This window comes from Nannocystis exedens (genome assembly GCF_002343915.1).
In the GTDB taxonomy this organism is placed as follows: domain Bacteria; phylum Myxococcota_A; class Polyangia; order Nannocystales; family Nannocystaceae; genus Nannocystis; species Nannocystis exedens.
Window position 1 is genome coordinate 8,666,328 of sequence record NZ_NETK01000001.1, and the last position, 12,349, is coordinate 8,678,676.

9 protein-coding genes are annotated in these 12,349 nt (G+C 71.2%); 3 read left to right on the plus strand and 6 right to left on the minus strand.

Annotated features, from left to right (window positions below; all coding sequences use genetic code 11):
- Window positions 1-228: 228 nt before the first annotated feature.
- Window positions 229-615 carry a GIY-YIG nuclease family protein gene (locus NAEX_RS33995; RefSeq protein WP_096331637.1) on the minus strand — a complete coding sequence of 129 codons (387 nt, stop codon included), beginning with the start codon at window positions 613-615 and terminating at the stop codon, window positions 229-231.
- A complete protein-coding gene (locus NAEX_RS34000; protein WP_096331638.1) occupies window positions 612-1,157 on the minus strand; it encodes a DUF2239 family protein in 546 nt (181 codons plus the stop codon). Before NAEX_RS34000 ends, NAEX_RS33995 begins: the two co-directional genes overlap by 4 nt.
- Before the next feature lie 441 nt (window positions 1,158-1,598).
- On the opposite strand from NAEX_RS34000, the gene NAEX_RS34005 reads away from it, so the two are divergent.
- Window positions 1,599-2,774 (plus strand): NHL repeat-containing protein, encoded by a 1,176-nt coding sequence (locus NAEX_RS34005; protein WP_143141044.1) that lies wholly within the window; start codon window positions 1,599-1,601, stop codon window positions 2,772-2,774.
- Between the two features lie 160 nt (window positions 2,775-2,934).
- On the opposite strand, the gene NAEX_RS34010 is transcribed toward NAEX_RS34005, so the two are convergent.
- The gene (locus NAEX_RS34010) at window positions 2,935-4,401 is read right to left on the minus strand and encodes an SBBP repeat-containing protein (protein WP_170136221.1); all 1,467 of its coding nucleotides are present in this window, start codon (window positions 4,399-4,401) and stop codon (window positions 2,935-2,937) included.
- Window positions 4,402-4,788: 387 nt separating this feature from the next.
- Complete coding sequence (locus tag NAEX_RS34015) at window positions 4,789-6,951, minus strand: FG-GAP-like repeat-containing protein (protein WP_096331641.1); 2,163 nt, start codon at window positions 6,949-6,951, stop codon at window positions 4,789-4,791.
- Between the two features lie 524 nt (window positions 6,952-7,475).
- On the opposite strand from NAEX_RS34015, the gene NAEX_RS34020 reads away from it, so the two are divergent.
- Entirely contained in the window at window positions 7,476-8,942 is a 1,467-nt protein-coding gene (locus NAEX_RS34020; RefSeq protein ID WP_143141043.1) for a YncE family protein, read from the plus strand.
- Window positions 8,943-9,159: 217 nt separating this feature from the next.
- Here the strand turns inward: NAEX_RS34020 and NAEX_RS34025 are convergent, their stop codons facing one another.
- Complete coding sequence (locus NAEX_RS34025) at window positions 9,160-10,041, minus strand: dienelactone hydrolase family protein (protein ID WP_096331643.1); 882 nt, start codon at window positions 10,039-10,041, stop codon at window positions 9,160-9,162.
- 669 nt (window positions 10,042-10,710) lie between these two features.
- On the opposite strand from NAEX_RS34025, the gene NAEX_RS34030 reads away from it, so the two are divergent.
- Entirely contained in the window at window positions 10,711-11,571 is an 861-nt protein-coding gene (locus NAEX_RS34030) for a hypothetical protein (RefSeq protein WP_143141042.1), read from the plus strand.
- 49 nt (window positions 11,572-11,620) lie between these two features.
- On the opposite strand, the gene NAEX_RS34035 is transcribed toward NAEX_RS34030, so the two are convergent.
- Entirely contained in the window at window positions 11,621-12,211 is a 591-nt protein-coding gene (locus NAEX_RS34035) for a cysteine hydrolase family protein (RefSeq protein ID WP_096331645.1), read from the minus strand.
- Window positions 12,212-12,349: the final 138 nt, after the last annotated feature.

Below are 12,349 nucleotides of genomic sequence, written 5' to 3' on the forward strand. Positions count from 1 at the left end.
ATGGCCCGTCATGCAAGCACGACGGGCGCGGCAGCGACAACTGAAATCGCGGCCCTCGTCGCGAGTGGTCTCGCGGGCCGGCACGATCGTGCGCGCGAACAGGTCGGGCGCCGCCCGGCGAGGAACCCCTCGCTGTCGCCGCGCGCGGATCGTACGGCCGGCGGACGCGGGCGTGCTCGCGTCATCGCCATGCGTCGACGCTGTCCTCGCGCTGCAGCCCCGCGCCGCTCAGGCGTCGCGGATCCGCGGGTGGAGGTTGTAGCCGCGCTCGCCGAACGGCGAGGTCCGCTCGATCCACACCTGTTCCAGCAGCCACAGCTCGTCCTCGTGCGGGCCGGCCTCCTCGTCCTGCGGGGTCACGACCTCGGCGACCGTGAATTCGAAGGCGTCGGGGCCGAGGCGGCGCCAGTCGTCCTGCAGCGCGCGATTCGGGTGAGCCCCGATCGAGAGCATGAAGCGGTGGCGGTTCAGCGGGCCGTGCAGATTCATGCTGCTGCCGAGCAGCAGCTTGCCGCTGACGGTGTTGCGAATGAGGTAGATCCCGGCTTGCCGCGGCTGCTCGCGGTATTGTCGCTTCTGCTCGGCGCGGGTCCGGGCCGGCGTGGAAGAGCTCATGGGTCGTCTCCTGACGGGAATGCGCGCTCGACCAGGCGAGCGAGGTGGTCGCGGATGTCGGCGGGCCAGCGGCGGATCTGCTGCGCGAAGCGCCGCGAGTCGCGCGCGAACAGGGCCCGCGCGGCCTCTTCGTAATTGGGGAGGTCGCCGGCGAGCGCGGTCATGACCCGGTGCGCGGCCTCCCGCGCGAGACGGGTCCGCTCCTCGTCCGGGTCGCGCCGGAGCGCCTCCTCGACGAGCCGCCGCAACGCCGCCGAGATCCCGCTCGGCTGCTGCTCGAGCCATTCCCAGTGCCGCGGGAGCAGCGAGACCTCCCGCGAGACGACGCCGAGCTTCGGCCGGCCAGGGCCGGCGCGCACCGGCGGCTCCTCGGCGACGAGCCGCGGGTCGAGCTCGACCTGGTGGCCGCTGAGGTCGTCGAAGACGAGGACGGGCCCGTCGCACGCGCCGACCTCGCCGAGGCGCTGCAGCACCTCTCGCGCGCTGCCGGAGGCGATCCGGCGGGGGCCGAGGAAGGCGGTATAGGTGCGCTCCGGGTCCACGCGAGAATAATACCCGGAAAATATTCTCGGTCAATATCCTCCGGGTAAAATAGGCGGCGCGATGAGCGCGGGCGCGGTCTTCCGAGAGGAAGCATGCGAGCGCGAGGGGCGGCGAGGCGGTCCACTCCCCACGCCCGCGCGGGGTCCTCGAGGTCGCCGATGGCGATGAGGTCGATGCTCTACATGTCTTTTCGGACACGTCATGGCGATCGTCGAGTCGGCCCGCACATGTCTCTTCGGACAGTCGATCGGTCGCCCTGGGCTCGTCGCGCACCGGGCTCGGCTGTGGGCTCGCGCGCGTTCGCTGCACCAGGCCCAGCGGGGCCCGTCGCCCGCGCAGCCCGGAGTCGACCCGCGGCGCCGCGCATCCCCCGGCCTCGATCGGCGGTTTCGGCGGCCCGAGGGGACGAGCGTTCGCGGGCGTCGTGTATGCTCCCGGCGATGTCGCCGCGCCTCTCGCTCTCGCTCCTCCTCTCGCTCTCGCTCGCGTCCTGTGGAGGCGACCCGAACCCGGGCGACGACGCGAGCGGCACCGAGGCCACGGGCGAGCCCGGCACGACGAGCACGAGCACGGCGACCGAGCCGACGACCGAGCCGACGACCAGCGGCACGACCGGCGAGGCCCACGTGGTCCCCGAGTTCGGCGGGACGTTCACCGTGATCGGCACCGCGGCGGACGGCCTCAACGCGGTCCGCGACCTCGAGTTCAACCCGGCCGCGCCCGAGCAGCTGTGGACGTTCAACATGCTGAGCCACGGGGTGGTGATCTACTTCGAGCCCGGCACCGCGCAGCAGACGTCGGAGGAGCGGATCGACGCCTACGGGCAGCACTTCATGGCGTACGTGTCGTCGGCGGCGTTCACCGACGACAACACGTTCGCGACCTGCCAGGAGTCGCGCAACGAGTGGAATGTCGGGCCGCAGGACCCGGATGACTTCATGGGCCCGGCGCTGTGGCCGGCCGACCTGGACATCTTCGCCAAGGTCGGCCAGGCGTTCCCGCCCGGCGAGCAGGAAGGCAGCCACCTCGACATGCTGCACCAGAGCCCGCTGTGCATGGGCATCGCCCACGAGGCCGGCAACGCGTTCTGGGCCTTCGACGGCCACCACGGCAACATCGTGCGCTACGACTTCCAGAGCGATCACGGGCCCGGCGGCGGCGACCACTCCGACGGCATCATCACGCGCTACGTCGACGTGACCGTGACCAGGACGGGCAACATCCCCGGCCACATGGAGCTCGATCACGCGACCGGGATGCTCTACGTCGTCGACACCGGGGCAGGACGGATCTTCCGCCTCGACACCGCCAGCGGCACGAACATCGGCACGCTCCCCGGCGACTGGGACGGCGCGGAGTACACCGGGGTCGAGGGCGCCGAGGTGAAGGTGCTGGTCGAGGGCCTCGACGAACCGTCGGGCCTCGCGCTGCTCGCGGACCGGCTCCTGGTCTCCGAACACGGGACCGGCGACATCATCGCGTTCGACCTCGACGGCCAGGAGATCGATCGCATGGCCACGCCGGCCAAGCGCATCATGGGGATCACGATCGGCCCGGCGGGCGACCTGTGGTACGCCGACGCCGGCGCCAACGAGATCGTCCGCGTCGATCCGTGAGGCGGGCGAATTGCGATTGTCAAGACTGGCTCGGAGACCGGCCCAATCCAACCCTGCGACGGAACACGGGACGACGGCTCGTCGGCGTGGCCATCGGCATCGACCTTGGGAAGGGTTTCGTCGACCTCGACGAGCGCGGCCGGGTGCACCTGCCACCAGGTTACATCGCGAACAGTTGGATCAACATCAAGAACACGTCCGAGCTGCCGCTGTAGGTCGTGTCGTGAGCGCCGGCCGTGGCGAGGCCGGTGCTGCCCGTATAGCCGGTGACGGCCGCGTGTGCCCACGTCCCGGCGACGCCGTAGCCGCCTTCATCGCCGTCGCCGCCGAGGTACGTGGCATAGAACTCGGCGCCGTCGCTGGCGTCGAGGCCGACGAACATGCCGTCCACCGGACCGTCGAGGTCGGGCGAGAACGCGTCCGGGGTCGAGATGTTGTCGCTCGAGTTCGTATGGCCGCTGAGCAGCACTGCGAAGTCCTGGTAGTCGAGGTCGTGGAGACGGTCCTCGCCGGCACCGCCGTAGTAGCGACCCCACACACGATCCATGTCCGCGTCGAACTTGACCACGAAGCCGTCCTCGGCGCCCTGCAGGGAGGTGCCGATCGTGTCCATCAGGTCGAGGTCGGTGTCCGGCGATTGCGTCATCCCGGCGACGTAGATGTTGCCGTCGGGGTCGAGGTCGACCGCATGGGCAGAATCGGAGTGGAAGCCGCCGTAGTAGGTCGCCTCGACGCGTGCCCCGAAGGTGTCGAACTTGGCGAGGAAGGCGTCGTAGACGCCCGTGAACGTCTCATCCCAGCCGTTTTCGGCGATTCCGCTGCTCGCGGAGGTCCAGCCGACCACGTAGACGTTGTGCGACGCGTCGACGGCACAGTCGGAGGCGACGGTCTCGTGGTTCGGGCCGCCGTAATAGGTGACCCATTGCAGCGCGCCGGCGCTCGAGAGCTTGGCGATGAACGCGTCTCGGATGCCGGCGATGTTCGCCTGGTGCGACGCGGCCGTCGTGGGGAGGTCGGTCGACGAGCTCACGCCGACGACGTAGATCGCGCCATCCGTGCCGACGCAGACACCCGTCGCCCCGTCGATCCCACTGCCCCCGAGGTATCTCGCCCACGCGCGGGAGCCGTTGGCGTTGAAGACGACGATCAATGCGTCTTGCGTTCCGCCGAGCGTCGTGTCGCCGACAGTGGCGACCTGATTGTTGACGTTGCTCGATTCTGTCAAGCCGACCGCGACGACGCGGTCGTTCGCGCCGGTCGCGGTGCTGGTCAAGTCGTCGTACTCGCTACCGCCGTAGTACGTGCCCCACAGCCGGTTGCCGGCGAGGTCGAACTTGGTGACGAAGCCGTCCCAGACGCCGTTGAACGACGCGTCGTGGGCGACGTTGCCGCTCGCGGCCCCGGCGATCCCGTTCGTCGAAGATGTGGAGCCGACAGTGACGAGCGAGCTGCTGCTGTCGAAAGTGACATCATGCGCGAACTCGGCGCTGCTGTCGCCGTAGTAGGTGCTCCACTGGAGCGTCGGAGCGGCCCGGGCCTCAGAGGCAGCCGCGGCCGCGACGATGGCGACGGCAACAGGGAGCGTGCGTCGAATCGCACCAGGGTGGATGCTCGAGTTGGTCTTCATGTTCAGGTCCGATGTTCGAGGTGCAGCGGCGAGGCCGGAGCAGGGCATCCGCGCGCGGCTCGTCGATGCGTCCGTCGATGGGCGCCGGCAGCAACCGACGTGCCTCGAATTTGTCGTGGAGTTCCGCGAGTCGGCCGGCGATGTGCCGGAGCCTGGCCCGAGGGGCAGGCCCGGGGCGCCCCATGGGGCCGTCGACAGCGCAGCGAGCGGTGAATTCGAGCGCTCAGGAGCATGCGCATCCGCCACGATGAATTGGACCGCGCGCTGATGTTCGTCCTCCGCGGGGTCGTCGGCCAGGCGCTCGAGATGTGCTTCTCGGTTCGCGAGCCGTGGCAACAGCCGCGATGCCGGAGGCGGATCGAGGGAGTCGTCGGTCGGCGCTGGTAATTACCGCGAACGTCGTCGACGCTGTGCTCCGAGCGCGAACAGCAGCAGCAACGCAGCGTCGATGGGTCCAGGTCGCCGGGTCTGTGTGCAGGCGCAGCCAGCGTCGCTGCCGTCGGCAGTGGCTCCGCCGTCGCTGGCGCCGCCCGTACCACTCGCGGCGTCGGTGGTCCCCGGCGGGTTCGGGTCGGTCGTCGGCGGCTCGCCGCCTTCGCCCGCGCTCTCGGTGCTGTCGCCGGTCGTCGGCGCGTCGCCGGTCGTCGGTGCGTCGCCGGTCGTCGCCGGTGCGTCGCCGGTGGTGTCGTCGGGCGGCGGGTCGGGCGGGGCGGGGGCATGCACGAGGGCGAGGTAGGCCCGCGTCGCGCCGCCCTCGCCGGCGTCCCAGGCGATGAGGTCGTGCGAGCCGCTGGCGTCGATGTCGGCGAGGAAGTAGCGGTTGTCGGCGGACTCGCTGGGACCGGCGTTGACCATCATCGGGTGCGGGTCGAAGCCGTCGGACCGGCCGAGGTAGAGCTGCGGGTGGCCCTGGCGGAAGCTGTGGCGCCAGAACAGCTTGTCGGCGTGGCCGTCGGCGTCGACGTCGGCGTGGAAGAACCGCGAGGCCGCGACGCCGCTGGTCCCGCCGGTGTGCTCGGCGAGCAAGGCGAAGCTGCCGTCGCCGAGGCCGGCGTAGACCCGCGTGCGCCCCTCGACGGCCTCGGGGTCCCAGACGATCTTGTCGGCGAGGCCGTCGCCGTTGACGTCGGCGAGGTCCATCCGCGCGTCCTCGTGGGTGCTGCTGCCGGGGTCGTCGTTGACGAGCTCGGGCTCGAAGCCGCCGTCGCAGCGCGACAGCGCGACCCGGGTCTTGCCGCCGGAGCCGCCCGGGTCCCAGGCCATGCGGTCGGCGCAGCCGTCGGCGTCGAGGCGCGCGAAGTAGAGCCGCGCGCCGGCGCCGGCGACGACGTCGCCGCGGGCCGCGGAGGCGTCGAAGCTGCCGTCGCACAGGGCGCGGCCGACCCGGAGGGCGCCGTCGTCAGGGTCGCGATCGATGCGGTCGGCGCAGCCGTCCCCGTCGACGTCGGCGAACCACAGCCCGCCGTCGACGTCGCCGCCGACGACAGGGTCGCCGAACCGGCCGGCGCCGTCGCTGGGATAGACGCGCAAGAGGGCGTCGCCGCCGAGTTCCCACACGAGCTTGTCGGCCGCGCCGTCGCCGGTGACGTCGGCGAAGGCGAGCGAGGCCCCGGGCCCGTCGCCGCGGTCGTCGAGCAGCGGGTCGGGGCTGAACGGCGCGGTCCGGATCGTCGCCGCCACGCCGAAGTGGTCGGACGGGGTGATGCCATCGACCTCGCGCCGGTCGACGCTCTGGTGATAGGTGGTGGCGTCGGCGATCGCGGTGAAGATGTAGTCGAGGCGCGAGAAATTGTCGCTCGGGCCCTTCCAGGCGCTGTTGAAGGTGGCGGTGTCGGCGGTGGTGTCGCCGGAGTGACGGGCCGAGCGGGCCAGCCGGTAGCCGGGCTGCGGGGCCTCGAGCAGCTCGACGATGTCGTCGTCGTCGGAGGCGCCCGGGTTTTGCGGATCGGCGTTGAGGTCGCCGAACAGGACCACGCCGAGGCCCTCGGACTGGGCGGCGATCAACTCGTGCAGGGCGTTCGCGGCGATGTTGCGGGCCTGGTAGCAGTCGGCGCCGTGGGCGACGTGGGCGTTGACGATCAGGTAGCCGCGCCCGGACACGAGGTCGCGCAGCTTGATCCACGCGGCGGTCCGCCCGTTGGCGTTGTCGAAGCAGGCGTGATCCTCGGCGTACGGGTTGGGGATCGTGATGATGCCCTGGCCGTCCTCCGGGGGCGCGATCAGCCGCTCGAAGCGCGCGCGGCGGAAGAAGATCGTCTTCGGGCTGCCGTTGGTCGGCTGGAACCGATCGTAGGCGGCGTCGAAGGCGGCGACGAGGTCGTCCTGAATGACCTCGCTGCTCGACTCCTGGACGCCGAAGATGTCGGGGTCGTTGTCCGCGATCACCTGCATCACGCCGGGGCTGCGGTTCTCCCAGGTGTACGCGCCGGTGTCGGCGGCGTTGACCTGGCGGACGTTGTACGTCATCACGCGGAACGGCTCGTGCAGCGGCTCGGCTGCCGAGGCTGTCGTCGCGGCGCCCGCGAGGAGCAGGGCGATCCAGGGGCTCACGGAACGTCGGTCGCTCGGCACACGTCGACGTTAAGCCGACCTGCGGCCGGAGGGAATGACGACCCGAAGGCCCGCGGACGAAGACGGTCCCCATCGACGAACGCGCGCTGGACCGGCGAGCCGTACGCGGAGCCGCGACGGCTCATTCGTCCGCGATGCCTCGTGCTGCCTCGAATCGCTTCATCATCTGGTAATTTGGACATGTCCATGAAAACATGTCTTTCAGTGCAGTTCGATCGCCGGCCTGGAGCCGCGAGCGGAGCGCGGTGTGCCCGGGATCGCGGGCGGGGGCGTTGGGCGACGGCGTGGGTCTTCGCGGCCCCAGGCGCTCTCTGCAGCCGACAGCGAGCTCGACGGCACGTCGCCGGCGTCCGGGCCGCGTGTTCGGGATCGCAGCGCGCTCTTCGCAGCTCGGGCTGGACGGATCCCGAGACGCTTGCGGCGATGCCTCGCAGGCCGCGCAGCGATCGACGCCTGTGCCGCACCCTCCCCATCGCCGGGACGGGCGCCCTATGCTGGGCGCCTTGAAGGAAGGCATGCGCATTCAACGAAATCTCCTCCTCTCGGTCGCCCTCGCGGCGGCCTGCGGCGACGATTCGGTCGTCGTCACCGACAGCGACGGCCAGTCCACCTCGACCGGCTCGACCACCGGGGTCGGCACCACCACCGACGACGTCACGCCGACCGAGACCGGCGTCCCCACGACCGGGATGACCGGCACCACCACCACCGGGACCACCGACCCGACCACTGGGCAGGTGTCGGCGACCGAGTCCACCACCGACGAGACGACGAGCACGACGAGCACGACGAGCACGACGAGCACGGGCGAGACGACGGACACGACGACGAGCACGGCGAGCACGACGAGCACGGGCGAGACGACGGACACGACGACGAGCACGACGAGCACGACGGGCACGACGGACGAGACGACGACGACCGGTACGACGGACACGACGACGACGGGCACGACGACGGGCACGACGAGCACCGACACGGGCGAGAGCACGACCACCGACACCGACACCGGCGGCCCGGTCGAGGAAGGGTTCGGTTACGCGGGGATGTCGGGCAACAACTCGCTGGTGATCTTCGACCCGCAGGCGCAGCAGGTCGTCGGCGCGCCGGTCAGCCTGCTGCCCGAGGCCAGCTACCCGTACGACGCGATGATCAAGCCCGACGGCGCCGAGGTGTGGGTCGTCGGCGCGGTCGGCGACGGCGTCAAGGTGCTCGACACGGCGAGCGGGCAGCTCACGCAGCAGATCAGCCTGACGGGCGTGGGCGAGTACGCGGTCGACGTGTCGTTCAACGCCGACGGCTCGCGCGCCTACGTCAGCGCGCGCGACAGCGGCGCGCTGGTGCTGATCGACACGGCCACGTACTCGGTGATCGAGGCGATCGCGGTGCCGCCCGGGATGGAGGGCGGAAAGACGGCCCTCGATCCGTGCACCGGGGTCGTGCATCTGGTCGACTGGTACGAGAGCAACCTGATCCGCTTCGACCCGATCACCGAGGCGATGACGAGCAAGCCGCTCGGCGACTCGCTGTGGGACCTGCGGGTCGACCCCTCCGGCTCGACCCTGTACGTGACCGACCGCGGGCTCGACGTCGTCCACGTGCTCGACGTCGCGACGCTCGAGGTGCAGGCCAGCGTGTCGGTCGGCAACGACCCGTGGGGTATCGACATCACGTCCGACGGCGCGCTGGTGGTGGTCGCCTGCGAGGACGACTCGACCGTGCACTTCATCGACACCGGCGCGCTGACGACGACCAGCCTGGCCCTGCCCGCCGGCGCCGATCCGCGCGACGTCGACATCAGCGGCGACGACGCGCGGGCCTACGTGCCGACCGGCGACATCCCCGGCAACGACGGGGTCTACGAGATCGACCTCGCCACGAAGACGCTGACGGGGATGATCGACTTCGGGATCAGCGCGAACACCAACGTGGTCGCCGTCACGCCGCAGGCCGTCGCGTGCGAGCCCTGACGCGACGACGCGATCGACCGTGAGCACCGGGCAATTTCCTGCGCGGCCTTCGGCGACGAGGAATCGAGCGAGGCACGCTCGCCGAGGTCGGCTCGTTGCGATCGATCTCGCGGAATTTGCGCGCAAGGAGCCGCGGAAGCGGCGCTCGTGTCGTCATCGCAACGAACGATCGCGCGGCCTCTCGCCGGGGTCGCGGTGACGCGCGCGAACAGCCCGGTCAATCGCGCCCGAACGCCTCGCCGAGCTGCAGCTTGACGGCGCGGATCGCCTCGCGGCGCGCCTCCGGCTCGGTGCCCGTGTGCGCCTCGCCGGTGCCCGAGGCGGTGAACGCCAGGCCCTTGACCAGGCGGACCCGCTGGTCGGGCGCGTCGAAGCCGTGCACCGCGCCCGGATACTCGACCAGGGTGATCTTCCGCGGGAACCGCTGCGCCAGCCGGCGGCACGGCTCGGCGGGCGTCCAGTCGTCGTCCGCGCCGATCAGAATGGTCAGCGGGATCTTCGGCCGCCATTTCGGATCGTCGAAAAAACGCTGGCATCCGGGGTAGAACGCGACCGCGAGGCGCACGTCGGCGTCCCGCACGCTCCGCTTGCCGGCGAAGTTCATCACGGAGGTCGCCCCGTGCGACCAGCCGAGCAGGGCCAGGCGGTCGGGGTCGACGAACGAGCGACGCGCGAGCCAGGCGATCGCGCCCTGGATGTCGCGGGCGCGGCGACCCAGAGTGACGGGCCGCGGGCGGATCTTGCACACGCTCCGCACGCCGCGCGGGCCGAAGCTGTCGGGGAAGAACACGACATACCCCTGCCGGACGAGCCGCTCGGCCCAGTCGTCGTGGCGCGGCGACAAGCGCTCGCGCGAGCCGGGAGCGAACAGCCCGCCGCAGCCGTGGAGCGCGATCACGGCGGGGAACGGCCCCGGACCGGCGGGCCGGTAGAGGTAGCCCGAGAGCTCCGTGCGCTGCCGGTCGGCCGAGGGGAACTCGACGACCTCGGGCTGCTCGGCCGCCGCGACCACCGGCGCCGAATACGCCGACCACGCCGCGAACCCGACCAGGACCCGGAGCGAGCGACGGAACGGGGGTCCTGCGATTCGCCGGGGCATGCGATTCAATGGTAGCACCACGCCCTGCGCGAGCCGCGTCGCGCAGAAGTGCTCGGCGCGTTTCGAGCCCGGCGTCGGCGTCGGCGGCCGCTCAGGCCGCTCCGGCGACCCACTCGCGGTCCCTCGCTCGCCGGGGCGCCCCATCCCGAGCGCGCTCGCCGGGCTCGTGCGCGTGCGGCGGCCGCGGGCGCCGGCGGGCGAGGTGGACCGCGTCGACTTCGCGCGTCGGGACCAGCCGCGGCCGGGAGCTCGTCGATCGGCGCAGCCTCGCCGGCCCTCGTGACCCCGGATTGCGGGCAGCCCCGGAGCCCGCAGGATCGATCGACGCACCTGCGATTTTTTTGCGGCGAGGCCCCGCCGTGTTCGGGCCCAGGACGACAATGTACATAGCTTCGACGAGGTGACGGGCTCGACCGTGATGGGGGCATCGCGAGGTCGCTGGGGCCAGCCTCGCGGGCACGACATTTCTGCCGCGGTATGGCCTCGAAGTCGCGGCACGCCCATCGCACGCGCAGACGTCGGCGCGCTTCCCCGCGCGGGTGCATCTCGGCCGACACGGACCCCGTGAGGCGTCGATCACACCGGTTGGTGTTTGCGTCCCCCGGTGGCCGGATGCTATCGTCATTTCGTAACCGTTCGCTGCTTAACCACTCCCCTGAAATGCACGTCATGATGAAGCCCATCCTGTCCCCCATGGCCCTGTCGCTGGCGGTGCTGTTCGCCTGCAACCCCGACAAGACTCCGATCGACAGCACGACCGACGAGCCGACCACCGAGAGCTCCGGCACCGATTCGACCGCGGGCGATCCGACCGGCGACCCGACCGGCGAGGAGCCGGTCGCGACCGACTCGACCACCGAGGGCGACTCGACCACCGGCGACCCGACCGAGGGTCCGGGCGACACCACCGGCCCGGTAGACGGCGAGAGCTCGGCGTGCATCGACACGCCCTCGGTGCTCGCCGTCGACGCCGAGACGCCGCTGGGCATCTCCGCCCAGGCGTTCTTGGCCGACAAGCTCGGCCCGCGCTCGACCCTCCTGACCTTCAGCGAGGAGCCGCTGTCGCTGTCCGACGCGTGGCGCGGCGTGACGCTGCCGCTCACGGTCGAGCTGCGCTACGAGGCCGGCGAGGTCCGCTGGATCGACTCGGAGATCAACCCCGAGTTCGGCGGCGAGGGCATCCCGAGCGAATGTGCCGACCGCCTCGAGATCGACGTCGGCTTCGACTTCGTCACCGAGGGGCTCGAGTTCGACGAGCACCGCGACGGCGTGCTGCAGGTGTTCGACGCCGAGTCGGCCCAGCTGCGCGTCGAGCTGCTGCCGCCGGGCCTGAACGGCTCGCTCGACCCGGCCTCGCTCTACAAGGACGAGGACCCGCAGTGGGTCGTGACCGGCATCGAGATCGGCGCGATCCTCCAGGGCGCGGCCCTCGGCGGCGAGCTGCTCAACGAGGTCAAGGTCGGCGACGACGAGAGCGGCTCCGTCGGCTTCGGCAACGTCGCGTCCTGGGGCGACCCGATCGATCCGTGAGGTCCGCGAGCGGCCCGCCGCGCGTCGCCTCGACGCCGGCGGCGCCGTCCTACGATTCGCGCCGGAGGTCGATCGACTCCGCCGGCGAGGTGTCGACGCGCATCGACTCGCGGAGCAGCTCGAGCGCCCGGCGATTGTTGGCCTCGTCGACCGAGGCGATGCAGTCGCCCGGCGCCCGCAATTCGTAGCCCCGCATGTAGGCGTCCACCGCGGTGAACAGCACGCAGAGGTCGCCGGCGATGCCGGTGAGGATCAGGCAGCGCGTCTTCAGGTGGCCCAGCAGCACCTCGAGCGAGGTGCCGAGGAAGCCGGAGTGGCGCGGCTTGAGCACGAAGTAGTCGCGCTCCTGCGGGGCCAGCCGCTCGGCGATCGCGGCCCCGGGGGTGTGGGCGCGGACGTGCTTGATGACGCGGCGGAAGTCGGAGCGCCAGCGGCCGAAGTTGTCGTTGACGTAGATGACCGGCACCTCGGCCGCCCGCGCGCGAGCGGCCAGCGCGGCGATCGGCTCGGCCACCGCCTCGGCTTGCGGTCTCAGCCGCTCGCCGTCGGGGAAGTCGAAGCCGTTGATCATGTCGATGATCAGCAGCGCATGATGGCATCCCTTCTCGTCGTCGTCGGACAGGTTGGGCGCGTCGGACATCGCGGCGGTCCTCGCCGCTGTCATGCAACATCTCGCGCGACCGGCAACGCGGCGGCGGCGCGGGGCGGCCGGTCGCGCCGCAGACCCTGCTCGCGCCGCGGCCGGCCCGCCCGAGGGCCGCGCGAACCGCCGGGGCCG

Excerpts from the sequence above, each read along its gene's own strand:
- NAEX_RS34030 (WP_143141042.1), top strand. The coding sequence starts at position 10,711 with ATGATGAAGCCCATCCTGTCCCCCATGGCCCTGTCGCTGGCGGTGCTG.
- NAEX_RS34025 (WP_096331643.1), bottom strand. The coding sequence starts at position 10,041 with ATGCCCCGGCGAATCGCAGGACCCCCGTTCCGTCGCTCGCTCCGGGTC.
- NAEX_RS34010 (WP_170136221.1), bottom strand. The coding sequence starts at position 4,401 with ATGAAGACCAACTCGAGCATCCACCCTGGTGCGATTCGACGCACGCTC.
- NAEX_RS34005 (WP_143141044.1), top strand. The coding sequence starts at position 1,599 with ATGTCGCCGCGCCTCTCGCTCTCGCTCCTCCTCTCGCTCTCGCTCGCG.
- NAEX_RS34035 (WP_096331645.1), bottom strand. The coding sequence starts at position 12,211 with ATGTCCGACGCGCCCAACCTGTCCGACGACGACGAGAAGGGATGCCAT.
- NAEX_RS33995 (WP_096331637.1), bottom strand. The coding sequence starts at position 615 with ATGAGCTCTTCCACGCCGGCCCGGACCCGCGCCGAGCAGAAGCGACAA.